Source organism: Streptomyces sp. NPDC055400 (assembly GCF_053644375.1).
The window spans coordinates 21,822-44,685 of sequence record NZ_JBSHLM010000003.1; the positions used below are offsets into that span (position 1 = coordinate 21,822).

The 22,864-nt window shown below is 71.9% G+C and carries 20 protein-coding genes and 1 pseudogene; 10 read left to right on the plus strand and 11 right to left on the minus strand.

Annotated features, from left to right (window positions below; translation table 11 throughout):
- Positions 1 to 62 precede the first annotated feature (62 nt).
- Positions 63 to 800 (minus strand): ABC transporter permease, encoded by a 738-nt coding sequence (locus ACWIGU_RS08175; protein ID WP_454398690.1) that lies wholly within the window; start codon positions 798 to 800, stop codon positions 63 to 65.
- Positions 797 to 1,633 (minus strand): ABC transporter ATP-binding protein, encoded by an 837-nt coding sequence (locus tag ACWIGU_RS08180; RefSeq protein ID WP_454398692.1) that lies wholly within the window; start codon positions 1,631 to 1,633, stop codon positions 797 to 799. Before ACWIGU_RS08180 ends, ACWIGU_RS08175 begins: the two co-directional genes overlap by 4 nt.
- A gap of 146 nt (positions 1,634 to 1,779) precedes the next feature.
- Here ACWIGU_RS08180 and ACWIGU_RS08185 point away from each other — a divergent pair.
- Positions 1,780 to 2,220, plus strand: a pseudogene (locus ACWIGU_RS08185) (SulP family inorganic anion transporter); the annotation flags it as partial.
- A 2-nt stretch (positions 2,221 to 2,222) separates the two neighbouring features.
- Here ACWIGU_RS08185 and ACWIGU_RS08190 read toward each other — a convergent pair.
- Both ACWIGU_RS08190 and ACWIGU_RS08195 read right to left on the minus strand, forming a co-directional pair.
- Positions 2,223 to 2,996 carry a class I SAM-dependent methyltransferase gene (locus tag ACWIGU_RS08190; protein WP_454398694.1) on the minus strand — a complete coding sequence of 258 codons (774 nt, stop codon included), beginning with the start codon at positions 2,994 to 2,996 and terminating at the stop codon, positions 2,223 to 2,225.
- Positions 2,997 to 3,108: 112 nt separating this feature from the next.
- Entirely contained in the window at positions 3,109 to 3,630 is a 522-nt protein-coding gene (locus ACWIGU_RS08195; RefSeq protein WP_454398696.1) for an EamA/RhaT family transporter, read from the minus strand.
- A 129-nt stretch (positions 3,631 to 3,759) separates the two neighbouring features.
- Here ACWIGU_RS08195 and ACWIGU_RS08200 point away from each other — a divergent pair, with 129 nt between their 5' ends.
- Complete coding sequence (locus ACWIGU_RS08200) at positions 3,760 to 4,467, plus strand: alpha/beta fold hydrolase (protein ID WP_454398698.1); 708 nt, start codon at positions 3,760 to 3,762, stop codon at positions 4,465 to 4,467.
- Positions 4,468 to 4,514: 47 nt separating this feature from the next.
- Here the strand turns inward: ACWIGU_RS08200 and ACWIGU_RS08205 are convergent, their stop codons facing one another.
- The gene (locus ACWIGU_RS08205; protein ID WP_454398700.1) at positions 4,515 to 4,853 is read right to left on the minus strand and encodes a peptidase; all 339 of its coding nucleotides are present in this window, start codon (positions 4,851 to 4,853) and stop codon (positions 4,515 to 4,517) included.
- A 167-nt stretch (positions 4,854 to 5,020) separates the two neighbouring features.
- On the opposite strand from ACWIGU_RS08205, the gene ACWIGU_RS08210 reads away from it, so the two are divergent.
- Positions 5,021 to 7,342 (plus strand): protein kinase domain-containing protein, encoded by a 2,322-nt coding sequence (locus tag ACWIGU_RS08210; RefSeq protein ID WP_454398702.1) that lies wholly within the window; start codon positions 5,021 to 5,023, stop codon positions 7,340 to 7,342.
- Between the two features lie 163 nt (positions 7,343 to 7,505).
- Here ACWIGU_RS08210 and ilvD read toward each other — a convergent pair whose 3' ends face one another.
- From ilvD to ACWIGU_RS08230, 4 genes are all read right to left on the minus strand, one after another.
- Positions 7,506 to 9,359 (minus strand): dihydroxy-acid dehydratase, encoded by a 1,854-nt coding sequence (gene ilvD / locus ACWIGU_RS08215; protein ID WP_454398704.1) that lies wholly within the window; start codon positions 9,357 to 9,359, stop codon positions 7,506 to 7,508.
- A gap of 153 nt (positions 9,360 to 9,512) precedes the next feature.
- Complete coding sequence (locus ACWIGU_RS08220; RefSeq protein ID WP_454398706.1) at positions 9,513 to 10,145, minus strand: TetR/AcrR family transcriptional regulator; 633 nt, start codon at positions 10,143 to 10,145, stop codon at positions 9,513 to 9,515.
- Positions 10,142 to 10,966 carry a sugar phosphate isomerase/epimerase family protein gene (locus ACWIGU_RS08225; protein WP_454398708.1) on the minus strand — a complete coding sequence of 275 codons (825 nt, stop codon included), beginning with the start codon at positions 10,964 to 10,966 and terminating at the stop codon, positions 10,142 to 10,144. Before ACWIGU_RS08225 ends, ACWIGU_RS08220 begins: the two co-directional genes overlap by 4 nt.
- Positions 10,967 to 11,143: 177 nt before the next feature.
- The gene (locus tag ACWIGU_RS08230) at positions 11,144 to 12,076 is read right to left on the minus strand and encodes a Ppx/GppA phosphatase family protein (protein ID WP_454398710.1); all 933 of its coding nucleotides are present in this window, start codon (positions 12,074 to 12,076) and stop codon (positions 11,144 to 11,146) included.
- 71 nt (positions 12,077 to 12,147) lie between these two features.
- Between ACWIGU_RS08230 and ACWIGU_RS08235 the strand changes: the two genes are divergently transcribed.
- The gene (locus ACWIGU_RS08235) at positions 12,148 to 13,188 is read left to right on the plus strand and encodes a hypothetical protein (RefSeq protein ID WP_454398712.1); all 1,041 of its coding nucleotides are present in this window, start codon (positions 12,148 to 12,150) and stop codon (positions 13,186 to 13,188) included.
- Positions 13,189 to 13,205: 17 nt separating this feature from the next.
- On the opposite strand, the gene ACWIGU_RS08240 is transcribed toward ACWIGU_RS08235, so the two are convergent.
- On the minus strand, positions 13,206 to 14,936 hold the full coding sequence (locus tag ACWIGU_RS08240) for a BACON domain-containing protein (RefSeq protein WP_454398714.1): 1,731 nt from the start codon (positions 14,934 to 14,936) through the stop codon (positions 13,206 to 13,208).
- 253 nt (positions 14,937 to 15,189) lie between these two features.
- Between ACWIGU_RS08240 and radA the strand changes: the two genes are divergently transcribed.
- Both radA and disA read left to right on the plus strand, forming a co-directional pair.
- Positions 15,190 to 16,599: a DNA repair protein RadA gene (radA, locus tag ACWIGU_RS08245; RefSeq protein WP_454398716.1), complete on the plus strand. Its 1,410-nt coding sequence runs from the start codon at positions 15,190 to 15,192 to the stop codon at positions 16,597 to 16,599.
- A gap of 143 nt (positions 16,600 to 16,742) precedes the next feature.
- The gene (disA, locus tag ACWIGU_RS08250; RefSeq protein ID WP_454398718.1) at positions 16,743 to 17,867 is read left to right on the plus strand and encodes a DNA integrity scanning diadenylate cyclase DisA; all 1,125 of its coding nucleotides are present in this window, start codon (positions 16,743 to 16,745) and stop codon (positions 17,865 to 17,867) included.
- 590 nt (positions 17,868 to 18,457) lie between these two features.
- Here disA and ACWIGU_RS08255 read toward each other — a convergent pair.
- Complete coding sequence (locus tag ACWIGU_RS08255) at positions 18,458 to 19,258, minus strand: hypothetical protein (RefSeq protein ID WP_454398720.1); 801 nt, start codon at positions 19,256 to 19,258, stop codon at positions 18,458 to 18,460.
- A 518-nt stretch (positions 19,259 to 19,776) separates the two neighbouring features.
- On the opposite strand from ACWIGU_RS08255, the gene ACWIGU_RS08260 reads away from it, so the two are divergent.
- From ACWIGU_RS08260 to cseB, 4 genes are all read left to right on the plus strand, one after another.
- A complete protein-coding gene (locus tag ACWIGU_RS08260) occupies positions 19,777 to 20,673 on the plus strand; it encodes an A/G-specific adenine glycosylase (protein WP_454398722.1) in 897 nt (298 codons plus the stop codon).
- A gap of 181 nt (positions 20,674 to 20,854) precedes the next feature.
- Positions 20,855 to 21,403: a SigE family RNA polymerase sigma factor gene (locus tag ACWIGU_RS08265; RefSeq protein ID WP_356286745.1), complete on the plus strand. Its 549-nt coding sequence runs from the start codon at positions 20,855 to 20,857 to the stop codon at positions 21,401 to 21,403.
- Positions 21,391 to 22,047, plus strand: coding sequence for a hypothetical protein (locus ACWIGU_RS08270; protein WP_454398724.1), 657 nt, complete (start codon positions 21,391 to 21,393; stop codon positions 22,045 to 22,047). Before ACWIGU_RS08265 ends, ACWIGU_RS08270 begins: the two co-directional genes overlap by 13 nt.
- Positions 22,048 to 22,129: 82 nt before the next feature.
- On the plus strand, positions 22,130 to 22,846 hold the full coding sequence (cseB, locus tag ACWIGU_RS08275; protein WP_454398726.1) for a two-component system response regulator CseB: 717 nt from the start codon (positions 22,130 to 22,132) through the stop codon (positions 22,844 to 22,846).
- The last annotated feature ends 18 nt before the right edge of the window (positions 22,847 to 22,864 follow it).

Below are 22,864 nucleotides of genomic sequence, written 5' to 3' on the forward strand. Positions count from 1 at the left end.
CCTTCGGGGCGCGGGGTTCGGTGCGGTTGCGTCCGTCGGGGTCATCCTCGCATCGGCGGCGGTCAGGCCGTACGGCGGCGGAGCGTCGCGGCGCCGAGGGCCAGGACGAGAACGGCACAGCCGGCGACGACGGCCGCGTCGAGGATGAAGCCGGCGGTGAGGTCGGTGTGGCGGAGGACTTCGTTCATGCCGTCGACGGCGTACGACATGGGGAGGACGTTGGAGATCCCTTCGAGGACGGGCTGCATCTTGTCGCGCGAGATGAACAGGCCGCACAGGAGCAGCTGGGGGAAGATCACCGCCGGCATGAACTGGACGGCCTGGAACTCGGAGGCCGCGAAGGCGGAGACGAAGAGGCCGAGGGCGGTGCCGAGCAGGGCGTCGAGGAGGGCGACCAGGAGCAGGAGCCAGGCGGAACCGGTGACGTCGAGACCGAGGCCCCACAGGGCGAGGGCCGTCGCCAGGAGGGACTGGACGACCGCGAGGGCGCCGAAGGCGAGGGCGTAGCCGGCGATGAGGTCGCCCTTGCCCAGGGGCATCGCGAGGAGGCGTTCGAGGGTGCCCGAGGTGCGTTCGCGCAGGGTGGCGATGGACGTGACCAGGAACATCGTGATGAGCGGGAAGATGCCGAGGAGGGAGGCGCCGATGGAGTCGAAGGTGCCGGGGCTGCCGTCGAAGACGTAGCGGAGCAGGAAGAGCATCACGCACGGGACGAGCAGCATCAGGGCGATGGAGCGCGGGTCGTGGCGGAGCTGGCGCAGGACTCGGGCTGCGGTGGCGAGCGTGCGGGCTGCGTTCATCGGGGGCTCCGCTGGAGGGTGTCGGCCTGGTCGACGAGGTGGAGGAAGGCGTCTTCGACGGTGTCGGCGCCGGTGGCGGTCCGCAGGGCGTCGGGGCTGTCGTCGGCGAGGATCTCGCCCTCGCGCATGAGGAGGAGGCGGTGGCAGCGCTCGGCCTCGTCCATCACGTGGGAGGAGACGAGGAGCGTGGCACCGCGCTCGGCGGCGATGGAGTGGAAGAGGTTCCACAGGTCGCGGCGCAGGACGGGGTCGAGGCCGACGGTCGGTTCGTCGAGGACGAGGAGTTCGGGGGTGCCGAGGAGGGCGACGGCGAGGGAGACGCGGCTGAGCTGGCCGCCCGAGAGGTTGCCCGCCAGGGCGTCGGCGTGGGAGGTCAGGTCCACTTCGGCGATGACGCGGGCGACGTCGTCGCGGCGGTGGGAGGCGGCGGCGCGGCCGGGCTGGAGTACTGCCGAGAAGTAGTCCAGGTTCTGGCGGACCGTCAGGTCGGCGTATACGGAGGGGGCTTGGGTGACGTATCCGATGCGGGAGCGGAGTTCCGCGGAGCCCGCCGGGTGGCCGAGGACGGTGAGCGTGCCGGTGACCTTGGCCTGGGTTCCGACGATCGCGCGCATGAGCGTGGACTTGCCGCAGCCCGAGGGGCCGAGGAGACCGGTGATCTGGCCTCGGGGCACGGCGAAGTCCAGGGCGTGCAGGACGGGGCGGGGGCCTCGGACGACGGTGAGGCCGGTGGCGTGTACGGCGGCGTGTGCGGCGGCCGCCGGGGGTTCCGGCGAAGCGGAGGGAGAAGGGGATGGCTCCGGGGAGGATGACCCCTCGGGGATATTCATCATGCGATGAATATCCCTCCGACGAGGCCGGGCCGTCAAGCGTTCTGGGGCGCATTGGCGGCGCCGGCGCTCGGGGGGTCGACCGGAACCGGGACGTCCGCGGACGGGTGACTCCGCGCTTCAGGGGACATCAGGACGTAACCCGGGCCGGGGACGTCGGCACGGTCCTCGCGTTCGCGCTGATCGCGTCCGCGGAGTCCCTGTTCAGCGCGGCGGCCGTGGACCGGCTGCACCGCGGGCCGCGGACGGACTACGACAAGGAGCCGATCGCCCAGGGCGCCGGGAACACGGTGTGCGGGGTGCTCGGTGCGCTGCCCATGACCGCCGTGATCGTGCGGAGCGCTGCCGATGTGCGGGCCGGGGCGCGGACCAAGGCGTCGCGGATCCTGCACGGGGTGTGGCTGCTGCTGTTCGCGGCCGTGCTGCCCGCCGCGCTGGGGCTGATCCCGGTGGCGGCGCTCGCGAGGCTCCTGGTGCACGCGGGCTGCAAGCTGGTGCCGGTACGGGAGTTGGTGCCGCTGTGGCGTGAGCATCGCGGCGAGGCGGTGGTGCTCGCGGTGACGGCGGCGGCCGGTGTCGCGAGGAGTGTGGATCAGGTGCGGACGGCCACCAGGAGTTCGACCACGTAGGTCTCCTCCACCGTGCCGTCCGGGAAGAGATCGCCGAGGCGGGTGCGCTCCTCGGTGAGGAAGGCCTGCGCGTCGCCCTCCTCCAGGACGAGGAACGCCGAGTGGCTGCCGATGTTGGCGAGGTGCGTGTCCAGCGGGACGTTCCGGCTCCACCGCACATGGCGCAGCGTGACCTCGCCCAGGCCCGGCAGGCCCGCAAGGCCCGACAGTTCGATGGCGCGGGCCTCGTCGGGGCGCTGCCTGGCGCCCGTCTCCACGCCCACGTGGCGCGCGATGCGCTCGTGCTGCGCGGCGATCCACGGGACGTCGAGAGCAACGGTGTTCCACCACAGCGCGAGCACGCCGCCCCGGCGCAGGACCCGCGTCGCCTCGGGGGCCGAGCGGGCCGGCTCGGTCCAGTGCCACGACTGGGCGTAGGTGAGGAGGTCGAGGCAGGCGTCGGCGAGCGGGAGGGCGTTGCCGTCGCCCCGCACGATCGGCACGCCGGGCAGCGCCCGGCGGAACTCGGCCGCCATGCCCTCGCCCGGTTCGACGGCGACCACGCGCGCGCCGCGCGCGTGCAGGAGGGCGGTCGAGATGCCGGTGCCCGCGCCTACGTCGGCCACGCGGGCGCCGGCGAGGGGCCGTCCGGCGGCTTCCTCGACGGCGTCGAGGAGGGCGGGCGGGTAGGACGGGCGGTTCGCGGCGTACTGGGCGGCGGCGGTGTTGAACGAGTGGGCGCGCGAGACGGTGGTCATGCCGCCATCCTGTCCTGCGCGGGGGACTCTCGTCAGTACGCGGTGAGCGGCTCGGGCGGTGCCTCGTCGCCCGTCCGTGCGTGGGGGGCTGTGTTCGCGCCTGGGGGGTGTGTCAGCCCTTGCGCTTCTTCCTCGACGGGTTGCCGGTGCGGCGCGTGCTGCGGCGTTCGAACTGTTCGCGGGCGGTCGCGTACTCCTGCCTGCGGAGTTTCTCGCCCGGGGCCTCGGAGAAGCAGCGCAGGCAGTACGCGAGCAGTACGCCGACGAAGCCGATCGACATGAAGCCGCGCAGGGACGCCTGCGCCTCGGGGTCCGGGCGCTTGGAGAAGCCCTCCCACGTGCGGCGGAAGGCGAGGGCGCTGCAGATCGCGAACATCAGGACGACGAGTACGTTCACGAAGGAGCCGACGTCGGCGATGGCCAGGCCCTCGTACGCGAAGCGCAGCACGAAACAGCCGGCCGCCGCGCCGGCGAGCGCGCCCGCGCCGACGGCGGCGCGACGCCAGGCGTAGCCGCCGTCGTGCTCCACCCAGGTCCTGCCGAAGAAACGGATCTCCTCGGGCTGGGGGCCTGCGGGGATGCCGCCGGCTGCTTCCGGGGTCTCGGGGGCGGGGGTGCCGGATTCGTCGCTCACAAGTCGATTATGGCGGGCTCCCTCGGCGGCTTCGGGTTCGGAGGCCTGGCTCGGGTGGGGCCTGAGTGGGGCTTGGGTGGCGCCGGGCGGGTCCTGTGGATTGTCAGACCCCTCCCCTACATTGCCCGCATGACGGATTACGTACTGGTCGCAGGGGCGTGGCTCGGAGCGTGGGCGTGGGACGAGGTGGTGCCGGACCTGCGCGCGGCGGGGCACGGCGCGCACGCCGTGACGCTCACCGGGGTCGCCGACAAGCAGGGCGTTCCGGCGGGGCAGAAGACCCATGTCCAGGACATCGTCGACGAGGTGGAGCGCCTCGGACTGCGCGATGTCGTGCTGGTCGGGCACAGCTACGCGGGCATTCCGGTCGGTCAGGCCGCCGAGCGGATCGGTGACCGGCTGAGGCGCGTGGTGTTCGTCGACTCGAATGTTCCGGCGGACGGGGAGTCCTTCGTGTCCGCGTGGTGGCAGGGGCCGGCGGCTCTGGAGGCCGTACTCGCCGCGAACGGTGGTGACTGGCCGCCGCTGACTGCGCCCGAGTGCGCGGAGCAGGGGCTCGACGACGCGCAGATCGCGCGGTTCGTGAGCGGGGCCACGCCGCACCCGGGGGCGTCCCTGTCGGAGCCGGCCGTGCTGTCCCGCTCGCTGGGCGAGCTGCCGGCGACGTACATCAAGTGCCTGCTCGACGGGCCCGAGCCGAGTGATGACGTGGCCGTGCTTCTGCGCGGCGAGGGCTGGCGGCTGCGGGAGATGGACACGGGGCACTGGCCGATGTTCTCCCGGCCGCGGGAGCTGGCGCGGATCCTTCTTGAGGAAGCGGGGGGTGGGCAGCGGTAGCCACGCCGGTTGAGGGGCGGGAGCCGAAGGCCCCCGCCCGCCATCCGCTACGCGCAGCGCGGGGCCACGTAACCGTCGCTGCCGGTCTTCACATACGCGTCCGACACGTACTGACCATTGGCGATGTTGTCCCAGAGGTTCGTCGTGCCGTATGTGCCGCTGATGCTCTCGCCCGGCTTCTGGCAGTTGATCGGCACGCGGGCGCCGAGCGGCAGGACCTTGACCAGCTGGTAGTGGGTGCCGGGTCCGCTGCGTACCTTCAGGCGGACTCCGGGGGCGACCGGGTAGCGGATGGCGAGCGCGTCGGCGCTCAGCTCCTGTGCCGTGCCCCCGGCCTCCTCCGCCGCGATGCCCTCAACCGTTCCCGCGCCGTCCTCAACAGCCATGCCGCTCTCCCCCGTTGATCACTCTGACGTCTCTGACATCTCTGACATCTCTGAACACGCGTACGTGTCGCGCGACCCGCGCAGGCTAGCAAGCCCTTCCGACATCGCACGCACCATCGACTAGGCTCCGTGCGTCGCGCTTGCGGACACAGACACGGGGGTGGGCGATGTCGCCGCTGCGCAGCACCGGGCCGGGCCCGGAAGCGGAACATCCTGAGTACGCCGGGCAGTACCGTCTTGAGTCATGCCTCGGCGCGGGCGGCATGGGTGTGGTGCACCTGGCGACGTCCGCTTCGGGGCTGCGTCTCGCCATCAAGGTCGTACATGCCGAGTACGCGGCGGATCCCGAGTTCAGGGCTCGTTTCCGGCAAGAGGTGAACGCCGCGCGAAGGGTCAGCGGCGCCTTCACCGCGCCGGTGGTCGACGCCGACCCGAATGCCGGACTGCCGTGGATGGCCACGCTGTTCATCCCCGGCGACACACTCGCCGAGCGGGTGAAGCGGAACGGCGCTCTGGCGTCCGGCGACCTGCGCAGGCTGGGTGCGGGGCTCGCCGAGGCGCTGCGCGACATCCATCGTGCCGGCGTCGTGCACCGCGACCTCAAGCCGAGCAACGTCCTCCTCGCCGCCGACGGTCCGAAAGTCATCGACTTCGGCATCTCCCGCCCGACGGACAGTGATCTGCGGACCGAGACGGGCAAGTTGATCGGCTCGCCGCCGTTCATGGCGCCCGAGCAGTTCCAGCGGCCGCGTGAAGTGGGGCCCGCCGCGGATGTGTTCGCCATGGGCGCCGTGCTGGCCCACGCGGCGACGGGGCGTGGGCCCTTCGACTCGAACAGCCCGTACATCGTCGCCTACCAAGTCGTCCACAACGAGCCGGACCTGGCGGGGGTGCCCGAGGACCTCGCGCCGCTGATCAGGCGTTGCCTCGCGAAGGAACCCGGTCAACGGCCTCTGCCCGCAGAGATCATGGAGGCGCTGCGGCAGCCTTCCCCGGCCGTGACGGGAACCGGGACCGGTGCCGGGGCCGGTGCCGGGGCAGCGGGTTCCGGGGGGGGTGCGTTCATACCCGCCCAGCGGCCCCCGAGCGGGCTGCGGGACGCGGACAGGCAGCCGGACGCGGACGGCGGACGCGAGCGGAACGCCCAGTGGACCCGTCGGATCCGCCGCCAGACCCGGCCCGCGCCCACCTCCACACCCACCGCCCAGGACTCCCCCGCGTCCCGGGCTGACCAGCCCACCCACCCTCGGCCGAGCGAAAGAGCCACGCCGACGTCACCGCGGCACCGTCGCCGCTGGGCGCTGACGGCAGGAGCCGTGCTCGCGCTGGCAGCGGTCGGCGCAGGCATCGCGCTGTACACGGCGGAAGGCGGTGGCGGGACCGACTCCGGCGGAACGGCCGTGCGGCAAGCCGGATCCTTCAAGCCCTGGCACAAGAACCTCGGTGGAGCGGACACCGCCCCGGCGTGCGCCTCCGGGCCGGGCGCCCTCTACTGCGTCAGCGGCGGCGGCAGAACAACGCGGCTCGACCCGCGGAACGGCCACGTCGTGTGGGCCTCCGCCGCGCCCCGCGAGCGGCACCCCTCCGGCACGACCCCGCAGCGGTCCGCTCCGGCCGCGCCCACGCTGTCCGGAGGACTCCTGCACCTGGTCGACGACGGCCGGGTCAGGGCACTGGATCCCCGTACGGGCGAGGAGCGCTGGGACGTCGACGCGTCCGCGTACGAGACCGTGGAGCACGGCGTGGACACGACGCTGCTGATCGGATCGGGCGGTACCGTGCGCGCCCTGAACAGCGCGACCGGCGAGCCGCGGTGGACGAAGCGCGTCGGAGGCCTCGGCACCCGGTGGATCGCCGGACCGCGCGGCGACGGCGACTTCTTCGCCGTGACGGCGTCCGCCGACGGAGGCACCACGTCGGTCAGCGCGATCAGCGCCCGCGGGGGCGCCGTGCGGTGGACCGTCCGGGCAGCCGGCAGCCTCAGCCCCTTCGGCGCATCGGACGGAGCCGTGTATCTGCTGTCCACCGACACGGATCTCCTGGTGGACGCCGTCGTACGGCTCGACACCGGCGACCGGACCACACATCGCTTCCCTCTGACGACGCCCGCGGACCAGGCCGAGGCCACGGAGAGCGGCGGCATCGCCTACGTATACGGAGCCGGCGGCTCACTCGTCGCCGTCGACACCACGGCGACGAGGCCGCGGGACGCGGTCAGCTGGCGCCTGGAGACCTCGGTCAGCCGCCCCTCGCGGCCCGTCGTATCGGACCGGTCGCTCTACCTCACCGCCCCCGACGGCCGCCTCCTCGCCACCGACGCCCGTACCGGCAGGCCCCTGGGCCAGACGCGCCCCCGGCTCGGGAGTGAACCCGGGCGCGTGGTCGGGGAGTTGCCCGCGCCCGTCGTGGGTGAGGGAGGGCGCGTCTACGGGAGCGCGCCGGACGGGAGTGTGTTCGCGTTGGACGGGCGGGAGCCCGGGCGCTGGTGACGTGGGCCGGCACCACTCAGGTCAGGCACGGTCGGTGTACAGGCATGTCGCCGTACAGGCACAAGGACAGCCGCCGTACAGACATGAACCCGCCCGGCAGCGAAATCGCCGCCGGGCGGGCAGACGCACTCACGCCACCGCCTCGTCCGGCGGCAGCCGGTCCTCAGCCCAGCTTCGAGACGTCCCGCACCGCGCCCTTGTCCGCGCTCGTGGCCATCGCGGCGTAGGCGCGCAGCGCCGCCGAGACCTTGCGTTCCCGGGCGACCGGGGCGTAGACGCCGTTCAGGGCCTCGCGGCGGGCGGCCAGCTCCGCATCGGGGACGAGGAGTTCGATCGAGCGGTTCGGGATGTCGATGCGGATGCGGTCGCCGTCCTGGACGAGGGCGATCGTGCCGCCGGACGCCGCCTCGGGCGAGGCGTGACCGATGGACAGGCCCGACGTGCCGCCGGAGAAGCGGCCGTCCGTGACCAGGGCACAGGTCTTGCCGAGGCCGCGGCCCTTGAGGAACGACGTCGGGTAGAGCATCTCCTGCATGCCGGGGCCGCCCTTGGGGCCCTCGTAGCGGATGACCACGACGTCGCCGTGCGTGATCTCCTTCTTGAGGATCTTGTCGACGGCTTCCTCCTGCGACTCGCAGACGACCGCCGGACCCTCGAACGTCCAGATCGACTCGTCGACGCCCGCCGTCTTCACGACGCAGCCGTCGACCGCCAGGTTGCCCCTGAGGACCGCGAGTCCGCCGTCCTTCGAGTACGCGTGCTCGGCGGACCGGATGCAGCCGTTCTCGGCGTCCACGTCGAGCGCCTCCCAGCGCTCCGACTGGGAGAACGCCTCCGCCGAGCGGACGCAGCCGGGGGCCGCGTGCCACATCTCGACGGCCTCAGCGGACGGGGAGCCCGCGCGCACGTCCCACGTCTTCAGCCAGTCGGAGAGCGACGGACTGTGGACGGAGTGCACGTCCTCGTTCAGGAGGCCGGCCCGGTACAGCTCGCCGAGGAGGGCGGGGATGCCGCCGGCGCGGTGCACGTCCTCCATGTAGTACGTGCGGTCCTTCGCCACGTTCGGCGCGACCTTGGCGAGGCACGGCACGCGGCGCGAGACCTCGTTGATGTCGTCCAGGCCGAAGGCGACGCCCGCCTCCTGCGCGGCGGCCAGCAGGTGCAGGATCGTGTTGGTGGAGCCGCCCATGGCGATGTCGAGGGCCATGGCGTTCTGGAAGGCGGCGAAGGTGGCGACGTTACGCGGCAGGACCGACTCGTCGTCCTCCTCGTAGTAGCGGCGCGTGATGTCCATGACGGTGCGGGCCGCGTTCTCGTACAGCGCCTTGCGGGCCGTGTGCGTCGCGAGGACCGAGCCGTTGCCGGGGAGGGAGAGGCCGATGACCTCGGTCAGGCAGTTCATCGAGTTGGCCGTGAACATGCCGGAACAGGAGCCGCAGGTCGGACAGGCGTTCTCCTCGATACGGAGGATGTCCTCGTCCGAGATCTTGTCGTTCACGGCGTCGGAGATCGCGTCGACCAGGTCGAGCGTGCGGACGGTGCCGTCGACCAGGGTGGCGCGGCCGGACTCCATCGGGCCGCCGGAGACGAAGACCGTCGGGATGTTCAGGCGCAGGGCCGCCATCAGCATGCCGGGCGTGATCTTGTCGCAGTTCGAGATGCAGATCAGGGCGTCGGCGCAGTGCGCCTCGACCATGTACTCGACGCTGTCCGCGATCAGGTCGCGGGAGGGGAGCGAGTAGAGCATGCCGCCGTGGCCCATCGCGATGCCGTCGTCGACGGCGATCGTGTTGAACTCGCGTGCGATGCCGCCCGCCGCCGTGATCGCGTCGGAGACGATGCGGCCGACCGGCTGCAGGTGGGTGTGGCCGGGCACGAACTCGGTGAACGAGTTGGCCACGGCGATGATCGGCTTCCGGCCGATGTCCGCACCGGGTACCCCGGAGGCGCGCATAAGGGCGCGCGCGCCCGCCATGTTGCGTCCATGGGTGACTGTGCGGGACCTCAGCTCGGGCATCGTCGCTCGCTCCTTCAAGGGCCCGCATACGGGCCCGTGCGGCAGATATGGCTGCTATCGAGCCTACGCCGCCGATCCAGGATCCGGACGGGGCGTCCGGAATGCGGGACGGGCGTCTCGCTGTATGTCCCGTCCAGCCGGCCGGAGGCCTCGTCACTCCCCCGTCAGATGCCCCTGCACCACCGGTGCCACCCGCTCGATGATCCGCTCCGTGCCGGCCGACGCCAGCGGTTCCATCTTGATCACGTACCGCAGCATCGCGACCCCCACGAGCTGCGCAGCCGCCAGCTCCGCCCTGAGCTCGGCCTCCTCGGGCGGCAGGTCCAGCTGCCGGGCGATCTTCCGCATCAGCTGTACGGCGACCAGGCGCCGGAAGACGGCCGCCGCGGTCTCGTTGTTCACGGCCGAGCGGACGATCGCGAGGAGCGGGGCGCGGGTCGCCGGGTTCTCCCACACGGAGAAGATGAAGCGGGTGAGACGCTCGCCCACCCCGTCCATCGGGCCGTCCTCGATGGCGGACGGCGCGTTCAGCGCGGGAGCGAAGGCCACCTCGACGGACGCCTCGAAGACCTGCTCCTTCGTACCGAAGTAGTGGTGCACGAGCGCCGCGTCCACGCCCGCCGCCTTGGCGATGCCGCGTACCGACGTCTTCTCGTAGCCGCGCTCGGAGAACTCCGCGCGGGCCGCCTCCAGGATGCGGTCGCGGGTCGCGGGGCCGGCCGCCTCCGTCTGCGTGCGGGAGGGCCGCCCTCTGCGGCGTGCGGGAGGGACGTCCGGGTCCGTCATGAGCGGGGGACCCGGACCGACGACGCGAGGTGGAGCCGGGTGAAGGCGAGGGCCTCGGCGAGGTCGGCCTCACGTTCGGCGCTGGACATGGCGCGACGGGTGTTGACCTCGATGACGACGTGCCCGTCGAAGCCGGTCAGGGCGAGGCGCTCCAGGAGCTCGGCACAGGGCTGCGTGCCGCGGCCGGGGACCAGGTGCTCGTCCTTGCTGGAGCCGCCGCCGTCGGCGAGGTGGACGTGGCCGAGGCGGTCGCCCATGCGGTCGATCATCGACATCGCGTCGGTGCGGGCCGTCGCGGTGTGGCTGAGGTCGATCGTGAAGTGCCGGTAGTCGTCCTTGGTGACGTCCCAGTCCGGGGCGTACGCGAGCATCTCGCGGTCACGGTAGCGCCAGGGGTACATGTTCTCGACAGCGAAGCGGACGTCCGTCTCGTCGGCCATGCGCCAGATGCCGTCGACGAAGTCGCGTGCGTACTGGCGCTGCCAGCGGAAGGGCGGGTGGACGACGACCGTGGACGCGCCGAGCTTCTCGGCCGCCGACTTCGCGCGCTGGAGCTTTGTCCACGGGTCGGTGGACCAGACGCGCTGTGTGATCAGCAGACAGGGCGCGTGCACGGCGAGGATCGGGACCTGGTGGTAGTCGGAGAGCCGGCGCAGGGCCTCGATGTCCTGGCTGACGGGGTCGGTCCAGACCATGACCTCGACACCGTCGTAGCCCAGGCGTGCCGCGATCTCGAAGGCCGTCGCCGTCGACTCCGGATAGACCGAGGCCGTCGACAGGGCGACCTTCGCATCCGGGATGCGCACCACTGGTTCTGCCACGGAGACAGAGTACGGGCCCCGGCTGAGCCCCGGGGAGGCGATCGGCGGGCGGACGCTGTGGGGTGCGCCTCAATCCGGCGGCCCCGGCGGGCGGCCCCGGCGGGCGGCCCCGGGCGGTGGCGGGAGCCACCGCGGCCCGGGTGCCCGTGACCGGGCCGCGGCCCGCGGTACGTCCTGTCAGTCCCCCGGCATGTGGTCGAGCCGCCTGAGGATCACGCCCTCCCGGAGCGCCCAGGGGCAGACCTCCAGGGTCTCGACCCCGAACAGGTCCATGGCCCCCTCGGCCACCAGCGCGCCCGCGAGCAGCTGGCCCGCCCGGCCCTCCGACACGCCGGGGAGCTCGGCGCGCTCCGCCTCCGTCATCGCGGCGAGGCGCGGCACCCAGTCCTCCAGGGACTTGCGCTTCAGATCCCGCTGGACGTACAGCCCCTCGGTGGAGCGCGCCGCTCCGGCCAGACGCGCGAGCTGCTTGAACGTCTTGGACGTGGCGACGACGTGATCGGGTTTGCCGAAGCGCGTGAACTCCCCGACCGAGCGCGCGATCTGCGCCCGCACGTGCCGGCGCAGCGCCTTGATGTCCGCGGGGTCCGGCGGGTCGCCCGGCAGCCAGCCCGCCGTCAGGCGCCCCGCCCCGAGCGGCAGCGACACCGCGGCGTCGGGCTCCTCGTCGATGCCGTACGCGATCTCGAGGGAGCCGCCGCCGATGTCCAGGACAAGCAGCTTCCCGGCCGACCAGCCGAACCAGCGGCGGGCCGCGAGGAAGGTGAGCCGGGCCTCCTCCTCGCCGGTGAGGACGCGCAGCTCGACGCCGGTGTCCTTCTTGACCCGGGCGAGGACCTCGTCCGCGTTGCTCGCCTCGCGTACGGCGGAGGTGGCGAAGGGGACGATGTCCTCGACGCCTTTGTCCTCGGCCGCCTCCAGGGCGTCCCGCACGGTGGCGGTCAGCCGGGCCACGCCGTCGGGGCTGATGGCGCCGCGGTCGTCGAGGAGCTGCGCGAGCCGCAGCTCCGCCTTGTGCGAGTGCGCGGGCAGCGGTCGCGCGCCCGGGTGCGCGTCCACCACAAGCAAGTGCACCGTGTTCGAACCCACGTCGAGGACACCGAGTCTCATAAACGGAACGCTACTGCGCCTGGGGCGGACGTCAGTCCCCGAGGGCACCACAGCGCGCTTACCCTGGAACCGTGCCAAAGACGAAAAAGGTCAACGCCGACAAGAGCGACAAGCGCGTCAAGAGCGACAAGGAAGCCAAGTCGGCCACCAAGCCGTCGAAGGCGCCGAAGTCGAAGGAATCAGGAACCAAAGAATCAGGAACTAAGGGGTCACCGCTGAACGAGTCATCGGCGAAGACGGCAACTTCGAAGGGCTCAAAGGGGTCGTCCGCGAAGGGCTCCCCTTCAAAGGGATCGTCTCCTAAGGGCTCGTCTTCCCAGGGCTCGTCGTCCAAGGGCTCGGCGAAAGGTTCCGTCCCGGACGAGAAGGGCCTGGACTTCGCCCGCGCCTGGGTCGAGTTCCCCGACCCCGCGGACGACGAGCAGATCTTCCGCTGCGATCTGACGTGGCTGACCTCGCGCTGGAGCTGCATCTTCGGGAGCGGCTGCCAGGGCATCCAGGCAGGCCGCGCGGACGACGGCTGCTGCACGCTCGGCGCCCACTTCTCCGACGAGGACGACGAGAAGCGCGTGGCCGGCTTCGTGGCGCGGCTCACACCCGACATCTGGCAGCACCACGAGGTCGGTACGCAGACGGGCTGGGTCTCCAAGGACGAGGACGGCGAGCGCCAGACCCGCCCGTACAACGGCTCGTGCATCTTCCAGAACCGTCCCGGTTTCAAGGGCGGCGCGGGCTGCTCGCTGCACATCCTGGCGATCAAGGAGGGCCGCGAGCCCCTGGAGACCAAGCCGGACGTGTGCTGGCAGCTCCCGATCCGCCGGACCTACGAGTGGATCGACCGGCCCGACGACACCCGCGTGCTCCAGGTGTCCATCGGTGAGTACGACCGCCGCGGCTGGGGCCCGGGCGGCCACGACCTGCACTGGTGGTGCACCTCGGCGACGTCGGCCCACGGCGCGGGCGACCCGGTGTACGTCTCCTACCGCCCCGAGCTGACCGAGCTCATGGGCAAGGAGGGCTACGACCGCCTCGCCGAGCTGTGCGAGGAGCGCCTGGCCTCCCAGCTGCCGCTGCTCGCACCGCATCCGGCGGATCCGGCCACCGCTTCCTAGGGCCTGTCCCCTCCGCCCTAGCCGCCGCTCGGGCTCGCGCCGCCGCCGCTCGGCGGCGGTGACGAGTCCGTGGGGGCCGACGGGCTCGGTGACGGCTCGGACGGCGTGGGGCTCTGGTCGGACGGAGTGGGGTCCGGGTCGGACGGGCCGGGGTCCGACGGCGTGGGGTCGGACGGCGTGGGGTCCGAAGGGCCGGGGCCCGGGTTGCCCGTGTGCGACGGGTCGGGGCCCGGGTCCGAGGTGCCGGGCTGCGAGGGGCCCGAACGCCCGTGTCCCTCTATGGAGATGACGGCCCCGGAGGGGTCGATGCCGATGCGCGCCCACCAGTGACCGGCGGGCTCCCGGTCGTGATCGACGTACACCCGGATCGTGAACGACTCGCCGGGCCGCAGCGTTCCCGACGTGCTCGTCAGATAGAGCCAGCCCGCTCCGGTGTGCGCGGACCAGTGGACCGGTGAACTCCCGGACGCCGTCAGCGTGATGAGGGTCGCGGAGCCGCTCGGCTGCGCCTCCACGGTGAGCCGGCCCGGGCCCGAGCGCGAGGGCCCGCCGGGGCTGATGACCTCCACGGAGACGTCCGGGGAGCGGCTGCCCGCGGTGAAACGGGGGTCGGGGGTCGTGCGCGCGTTGCCCGCGTTCTCGTACGCGCCGTCCGCGCGGTTGCCGTCGAGCCCGCCCGGGTCGCCGGCCTCGCTCGCGCTGATCGAGCGCCCGTCCTGTCCCTCGCCCGTCTGCGGCGCTCCCCGGTACGCCGCCCACAGCGCCAGCACCGGAGCGGCCACGACGGTGGCGACGACCGTCGTCGTGACGGCACGCGCGCGTAGCCGGTCGCGGCGGGCGGCGTGGTCCTTGGGGTCCATCGGGAAGCCGCGCCGGTCGAAGCGGGGTGCCGCGCCGCGCTGGGAGCGGTTGCCATGGGCCATCGCCCGGTGCAGGGCCGCGCGGGGGGCCGTCGCCAGGGGCAGGGCGGCCGGGGTGACCGTGGTGCCGGGCCAGGCGCCGGGAGTGGCACGCTCGGCGGTGCGGCGGCAGCGGGGGCAGTCGTCGACGTGCCGGACCAGCTCGCGGCGCAGGGCGGAGCTCAGCAGCAGCTGGTTGTCCCCGGTGAGGCGGGCGACGCTCGGGCAGGTGCCCGTCTCCACTACGGCCAGCGCGGCGCGGGTGCGTTCCACCTCACAGGCGGCGGAGGCGAGCAGCTCGCGGGTGAGCGCCGGGTCCGTGCCCAGCGCGGCGGCGACCTCTCGGGGCGACAGCTGGTGACGTACGGCCAGCTCCAGCGCCTCGCGCTGCTCGGGCGTCGTGCCGGCCGCCTCCGGCCAGGCCAGGAGCGCCAGCTCTCGACGGCGCTGCGCCTGGATCTCTTCGGAGGGGGTCTCTTTGGCGGGCGGGGGTTCGGGGCGGGGCCTGCCCGATGCGTGCGTCCCCTGTCTGCGGCGCTTCGCCTCCGCGAGCGCCCGCAGGCACGACCAGCGCGCGAGCGCGTACAGCCACGCCTTGCGGTCGCTCTCGGATTCGGGGCCGCGGGAGCCGCGGCGTTCGGCGAGCGCGAGGGCGTCGCCCAGCGCCGCGAGGGCGTCGTCGTGATCGCACAGGACGGACAGGCAGTACGTGAACAGGCCGTCCAGATAAGGCTCGTAGCGCGATGTCGGGCGCTGGGGTACGGTCCGCGGCGCAGGTCGCCCGCGCCCGTCGCGGTGCGCCCGGTGTGCGCCGGTGGTCTGCGTGGGGGTTTCCGGCCTGCTGGTCATCACCCGTGCGACCGTAGGCGGATGGTGCCGCACCCTTCCTCCCCCTTGGGGACATTTAATCCGTACGGGTGAAACGATCCCTCAAAAGGGGACGGGAATACCAAATTCCGTACGTGGGAACATGTGCTCGGCGCATTTATGTGCGCCGGGGCGCACGGGCGCACACCCGGCGCGGGGCCTCCCGCGAGGGGGCGGATGGTGATCGGCGGTGGCCGGCGCCGGGCTGTCAGTGGTCTCGGTTACGGTTCGGTGCATGGCTGCCCGTACGAAATCCGGCAAGGACCGGCCGTCCTACCGCTGCACCGAGTGCGGCTGGCAGACGGCGAAATGGCTGGGTCGCTGCGGCGAGTGCCAGGCGTGGGGGACGGTCGAGGAGTACGGCGCGCCCGCCGTGCGGACGACCGCGCCCGGCCGGGTCACGACGTCCGCCGTCCCGATCGGCCAGGTCGACGGGCGGCAGGCCACCGCCCGCTCCACCGGCGTGCCCGAGCTCGACCGGGTCCTCGGCGGAGGCCTCGTCCCCGGCGCCGTCGTGCTGCTCGCCGGTGAGCCCGGCGTCGGCAAGTCCACCCTCCTGCTCGACGTCGCCGCCAAGGCCGCCAGCGACGAGCACCGCACGCTGTACGTCACCGGCGAGGAGTCGGCCAGCCAGGTCCGGATGCGCGCCGACCGCATCAAGGCGATCGACGACCATCTGTATCTCGCCGCCGAGACAGACCTGTCCGCGGTCCTCGGCCACTTGGACGTCGTCAAGCCCAGCCTCCTGATCATGGACTCCGTGCAGACCGTCGCCTCCCCCGAGATCGACGGCGCCCCCGGCGGCATGGCCCAGGTCCGCGAGGTCGCCGGCGCCCTGATCCGCGCCTCCAAGGAGCGCGGCATGGCCACCCTCCTCGTGGGCCACGTCACCAAGGACGGCGCCATCGCCGGACCCCGCCTCCTGGAACACCTCGTGGACGTCGTCCTCTCCTTCGAAGGCGACCGGCACGCGCGCCTTCGCCTCGTCCGCGGCGTGAAGAACCGGTACGGGACGACCGACGAGGTCGGCTGCTTCGAGCTCCACGACGAGGGCATCACGGGACTCGCCGACCCCAGCGGGCTGTTCCTCACCCGCCGCGACGAGCCCGTTCCCGGGACGTGTCTCACCGTCACCCTGGAGGGGCGGCGGCCTCTCGTCGCCGAGGTCCAGGCCCTCACCGTCGACTCCCAGATCCCGTCCCCCCGGCGTACGACGTCCGGCTTGGAGACCTCCCGCGTCTCGATGATGCTCGCCGTGCTCGAGCAGCGCGGGCGGATCAGCGCCCTGGGAAAGCGGGACATCTACTCCGCGACCGTCGGCGGCGTGAAGCTCTCCGAGCCCGCCGCGGACCTCGCCATCGCGCTCGCCCTCGCCAGCGCCGCCAGCGACACCCCGCTCCCCAAGAACCTCGTCGCGATCGGTGAAGTGGGCCTCGCGGGCGAGGTCAGACGGGTGACCGGCGTGCAGCGCCGGCTCGCCGAGGCGCACCGGCTCGGCTTCACCCACGCCCTCGTGCCGAGCGATCCCGGCAAGGTCCCTGCCGGTATGAAGGTCACCGAAGTCGCCGACATGGGGGACGCTCTGCGCGTGCTGCCCAGGAGCCGTCGCCGAGAGGCCCCACGGGAGACGGAGGAGCGCCGGTAGACTTTGCCCTGGTCTCGCCCGTGCGTACGAACCCTGGGCATTCAAGATCTGCAAGTTCCGCAGGATCTGCGACATCTGTGACATCTGCGATGTCTGCGACAGATGTCTGCAATATCTGTGACATCTGCGACCGGAGGAGTGCAGTGGCAGCCAACGACCGGGCAGCAGCTCCCGGCAAGTCCGGCGGGAGCTCCGGTGCCGATGGGCTGATGCGCGCCTCACTGAGCGCCGTCGCGCCCGGTACGGCGCTGCGTGACGGCCTCGAGCGAATCCTCCGCGGCAACACCGGCGGACTCATCGTTCTCGGCTGGGACAAGACCGTCGAGTCGATGTGTACCGGCGGGTTCATCCTGGACGTCGAGTTCACCGCGACGCGCCTGCGCGAGCTGTGCAAGCTCGACGGCGGCATCGTCATCGACAAGGACATCACCAAGATCCTGCGGGCGGGCGTCCAGCTGGTGCCCGACCCCACGATCCCCACGGAGGAGACGGGTACGCGGCACCGCACGGCGGACCGCGTGAGCAAGCAGGTCAGTTTCCCTGTGGTCTCCGTGTCGCAGTCGATGCGGCTCATCGCCCTTTACGTGGACGGGCAGCGGCGCGTCCTCGAGGACTCGGCGGCGATTCTCTCCCGGGCGAATCAGGCGCTGGCGACTCTCGAGCGGTACAAGCTCCGCTTGGACGAGGTGGCCGGGACGCTCTCCGCGCTCGAGATCGAGGATCTCGTCACCGTGCGCGATGTGACCGCGGTGGCGCAGCGGCTGGAGATGGTGCGGCGCATCGCCACCGAGATCGCCGAGTACGTGGTGGAGCTCGGGACGGACGGGCGACTGCTCGCCCTTCAGCTCGACGAGCTGATCGCCGGCGTCGAGCCCGAGCGGGAGCTCGTCATTCGGGACTATGTGCCGGAGCCCACTGCCAAGCGGTCCCGGACCGTTGATGAGGCGCTGTTCGAGCTCGATGCGCTGTCGCATGCCGAGCTTCTTGAACTGTCCACTGTGGCACGCGCGTTGGGGTACACCGGGTCCCCGGAGACCCTCGACTCGGCCATTTCGCCTCGCGGGTTCCGGCTGCTGGCGAAGGTGCCCCGGCTGCCTGGGGCGATCATTGACCGGCTTGTCGAGCACTTCGGCGGGTTGCAGAAGCTGCTCGCCGCCAGCGTCGATGATCTGCAGACTGTGGACGGCGTCGGGGAGGCTCGCGCCCGGAGCGTGCGGGAAGGGCTCTCGCGGTTGGCTGAGTCTTCGATCCTGGAGCGGTACGTCTAGGCTGCCGCCGGGTTGGGGTGTGGGGTCCTCGCCGTGTTCTTCGGGTGGGGGGCCTGTCGCCGTCTTCAGGTGCGGGTGCGGGGCCTGTCGCCGTCTTCAGGTGGGGGCGCATCGCCGTCTTCAGGTGGGGGCGCATCGCCGTCTTCAGGTGGGGGCGCATCGCCGTCTTCAGGTGGGGGCGCATCGCCGTCTTCGGGTGCGGGGCCGCGCCGGGATGTACGTGCTCGCTGTTCTACGGGGCCTCGTCACCCAGCTGATTACCTGCGCGTGGTGCTGGTGGCTCCGCGCGCACATCCCGCCACGGCCCCTCCCGTTTCGTACGCGGCCGCCCGCCGGTGGGCCGTTCGTCGGTCCTGCCGTTTCGTACAGGGCTGATCGCCGGTGGGCCGTTCGTCGGCCCCTCTGTCTCGTACGCGGCCGCCCGCCGGTGGGCCGTTCGTCGGCCCCTCTGTCTCGTACAGGGCTGATCGCCGGTGGGGCGTTCGTCGGTCCTGCCGTTTCTTACGCGGCTGATCGCCGGTGGGGCGTTCGTTTCCTTCTGACTCGTCCGCGGCCGATCGGTGGTGGGGCCCGTCAGGCGGATTTGTCTGTTAGTCCTTGGCCAGTACGAAAGATGCCTGGGCCCTGGGGAGTTGGGCTGCCTTTGCCTCTACCAGGTAGGTTCCCGGCGTTGCCGGGCCTGCGGTCGGGGTTGCGCACTGGGGGGCGCTTGCCTTGCGGTCCCATTCGATCGTGTGCGTGATGTGGGCGCCTGCCGGTACGCGTAGCAGGAGGCTGCCGGAGCCCTGGGGGCAGTCGCCGGAGGACCAGATCTCGTCGTCGCTGGATGCCTGAGTGATCGTCAGGATCGCGTTCTTCGGGCCGAGATCGATCTTGCAGTCCTTCGCCGTCGTGTTCTTGGCCGTCAGCTCGAACCTCGGCTTGTCTCCGGGCGCGTACGAGTTGTGGACGCTGCGCAGCGTCAGGGTCACGCCGCCTGTCGTGCAGTCGGGGAGGCTCGAGCCCGCGGGGAGTCGGTCGCCCGCGCCTGTGCCGCCCTTCGCGTCGTCATCGGATCCCGCCCCTGAGCCGGCCGTGTCCGAGCCTGAGCCGTCACCGTTGTCGCCGTCCGAGGAACCGCCGTCACCACCACCGCCGCCGCCCGACTCGTCGCGGCCGCCCGGGTGTTCGCTGATCGCGGGTCCGGACCCGGAGGGGCCGGGCGTGATGGAAGAGGGCGCGGCGCTCTTGCCGTTCGAACCACCGGCGCTGTTCCTGCCGCCTCCGCCACCGGAGTTGACGGCCCACACGATCAGCAGCGCGAGCAGCGCCACCATGGACAGCAGAACGGCCCTCCGTCGCCAGTAGATGGTGGAGGGAAGCGGCCCGATCGGATTGCGCAGAGATCCCACGGCGCAAACTGTACGAGAGATCCGTCCGTTCTCCCGCCCCCACCCGCCGCCTCGGCCCGCGAGTTTTGCGGATCATAGTCCCGGGCGGCCGTTCCGGCGCGGGGACAACCCCTGTCTTTCGTCAGGTACAGGACGAGACCATCGCCGGATGTGACCCTTCCCTACCGTCCGTGACATGGGAATCTTCGACTCCGGCCTCCATCGCGACATCACCGGCTTCGCCCACGGCACCGCGTCGTGGTACCGGCACCCGATCAGCCAGGGGAAGACCACGCCGAACGCGGCGCGCCCATGAGGACCAGCCACTCCGCCGCCGGCCGCTCGTTCGGGCCGAGGCGCTCCGTGGTGACTACGGGGACGGCCAGGGCCGCCCTGGAGAGGGCCTGTACTGCGGGCTGGTGGTCTCACGTCTTCCGCAGGTACAAGCGGTGGGCGTCAAGCGCGCGAGGGTGAGCCAACCCGTTTGCGTCGCAGGGTGTCCGCGCCGTCCCCGCTCCCCGTGGCAGGATCGTCCTGCCATGACTGCGCCCACGAACACCAGCACCGAGTCCCTGCACGCCCCCGTCATCGACTGGTTCGCGAAGAATGCCCGCGACCTGCCGTGGCGCCGCCCCGACGCGGGTCCCTGGGGTGTGATGGTCAGCGAGTTCATGCTCCAGCAGACGCCGGTGAGCCGCGTCCTTCCCGTGTACGAGCAGTGGCTCGCGCGGTGGCCGCGCCCCGCCGATCTGGCCAAGGAGGCGCCCGGCGAGGCCGTGCGCGCCTGGGGCAGACTCGGCTATCCCCGCCGCGCCCTGCGGCTGCACGGCGCGGCCGTCGCCATAACGGAGCGGCACAACGGCGACGTACCCACCGCTCACGCCCAGCTCCTCGCGCTGCCGGGCATCGGTGAGTACACGGCCGCCGCCGTGGCCTCCTTCGCGTACGGGCAGCGGCACGCCGTCCTGGACACGAACGTGCGGCGTGTGTTCGCGCGCGCCGTGAGCGGTGTGCAGTACCCGCCGAACGCCACGACCGCGGCCGAACGCAAGCTCGCCCGCGCCCTGTTGCCCGAGCAGGAGTCGACGGCCTCGCGCTGGGCCGCGGCCTCCATGGAGCTCGGCGCCCTCATCTGCACGGCGAAGAACGAGAGTTGCCACCGCTGTCCCATCGCCGCCCAGTGCGCCTGGCGGCTCGCCGGCAAGCCCGACCACGTCGGTCCGCCCCGGCGCGGGCAGACGTACGCGGGCACGGACCGGCAGGTGCGCGGGAAGCTGCTCGCCGTGCTGCGGGAGGCCGTCTCGCCCGTTCCCCAGGCGGCGTTGGACCGCGTGTGGGACGAGCCGGTGCAGCGGGCGCGCGCCCTCGACGGGCTCGTGGCGGACGGGCTCGTGGAGCCGATGCCGGACGGGCTGTACCGGCTGCCGCTGAGCTGACGGGCGTACGGGTTTACCCACGCCTTACGTCTGTTACACAACCGACGGACAGCCGTGCGCCCGCCGCATGCTGAAGCGGACAACCCCGTGACAACGCCTCCGTAGCTTCTCCCGTGTACCGATCACCTACAGGTGACGGACAGGGAAAGCGCGAACGGTTCGCGAACGGGAGGCGGTTGGCATGGCGCACGGCGAGGTGCTCGAGTTCGAGGAGTACGTCCGCACTCGGCAGGACGCCCTGCTGCGCAGCGCCCGGCGCCTCGTGCCGGACCCCGTCGACGCCCAGGACCTGCTGCAGACCGCGCTGGTGCGGACGTTCGGCCGCTGGGACGGCATAGCCGACAAGCGTCTCGCCGACGCCTATCTGCGCCGCGTCATGATCAATACGCGTACGGAGTGGTGGCGCGCCCGCAAGCTCGAAGAGGTGCCCACCGAGCAGCTGCCCGACGCGAGCATCGACGACTCGACCGAGCAGCACGCCGACCGCGCGCTCCTCATGGACATCATGAAGGTGCTGGCTCCCAAGCAGCGCAGTGTCGTGGTGCTGCGACACTGGGAGCAGATGTCCACAGAGGAGACGGCCGCCGCACTCGGCATGTCGGCCGGAACCGTGAAGAGCACGCTGCACCGGGCGCTGGCCCGGCTCCGCGAGGAGCTGGAGAGCCGGGACCGCCACGAGTCCGGCCACCGCGCGCTCGAACGGGAGGAGACGGAGCGTTGCGCGGCCTAGGCATACGTGCCGCCCGGGTCCTGAAGGCGGGGAGTACGGCGGTGGCCGCGCTCGCCGCCGTCGGCCTTTTCCTCGGCGCCCTCACGGCCTGCTCGGCCGGCGGCACCGGCGCCCGTGACGAGGGGCCCGCCCGCTCGGACCCGGGGGCCTCCGCCGCCCCGAAGGCCGCGTCGTCCTCCCCGGCCTCCCCCGCGCCCAAGCAGGTGAACGCGGTCCGGCTCGTCAAGGACGACCCCTCGGTGAGCACGGAGGTCAAGCGCGACCTCAAGCCCTGCGTGGGGCACGAGTACCCGGTCGACGTGTCGTACGGGAACCTGACGGGGAACACGTCGAACGACGTCGTGGTCAACGTCATGACCTGCTCGGACGCCGTCAGCATCGGCAGCTACGTGTACCGGGACACCGGCGGGAAGTACGAGAACGTCTTCAAGGCCGAGGAACCTCCGGTGTACGCGGAGATAGACCGGGGCGACCTCGTCGTCACCAAGCAGGTGTACGAGAAGGGCGACTCGGTGGCGTATCCCTCGGGTGAGGACGTCCTGACGTACCGCTGGACCACCGGCCGGTTCGTCGAGCAGGCCAGGACGCACAACGACTACAGCAACGCGGTGAACGGGGACACGCCGGAGCCGTCCGCCGACTGAGCGGCCGGACCGGGCCGCCCCGGCCCTTCGGATGACGGACACTTTCATCATGCGGACGACGTAACAGGAGCAGCGGATTCGGATGGCAGAGCACACCCACGTCCTCTTCGTCGAGGACGACGACGTCATCCGCGAGGCCACCCAGCTCGCCCTGGAGCGGGACGGCTTCGTGGTCACGGCCATGCCCGACGGCCTCGCGGGCCTCGAGGCGTTCCGCGCCGACCGGCCCGACATCGCACTGCTCGACGTGATGGTGCCGGGCCTGGACGGCGTGAGCCTGTGCCGCCGCATCCGTGACGAGTCCACCGTCCCCGTGATCATGCTGTCGGCGCGGGCCGACTCGATCGACGTGGTGCTCGGCCTGGAGGCGGGTGCGGACGACTACGTGACCAAGCCGTTCGACGGGGCCGTCCTCGTGGCGCGGATCCGGGCCGTCCTGCGGCGCTTCGGGCATGCGAGCGGGTCGGCGTCCGGTGCGGCGCCGGCCGTCCCCGACGCCTCCGGCGGGAACGGCGGAGTGCTGCAGTTCGGCGATCTGGAGATCGACACCGAGGGCATGGAGGTCCGCAAGGACGGGGCCACGGTCGCGCTGACGCCGACGGAGATGCGGCTGCTCCTGGAGTTCTCGTCCGCGCCCGGCACGGTCCTCTCCCGCGACAAGCTACTGGAGCGCGTGTGGGACTACGGCTGGGGCGGGGACACCCGCGTCGTCGACGTCCATGTGCAGCGGCTGCGCACGAAGATCGGCCAGGACCGGATCGAGACGGTCCGCGGCTTCGGCTACAAGCTCAAGGCCTGACGGGCCGTGCCGGGGCGG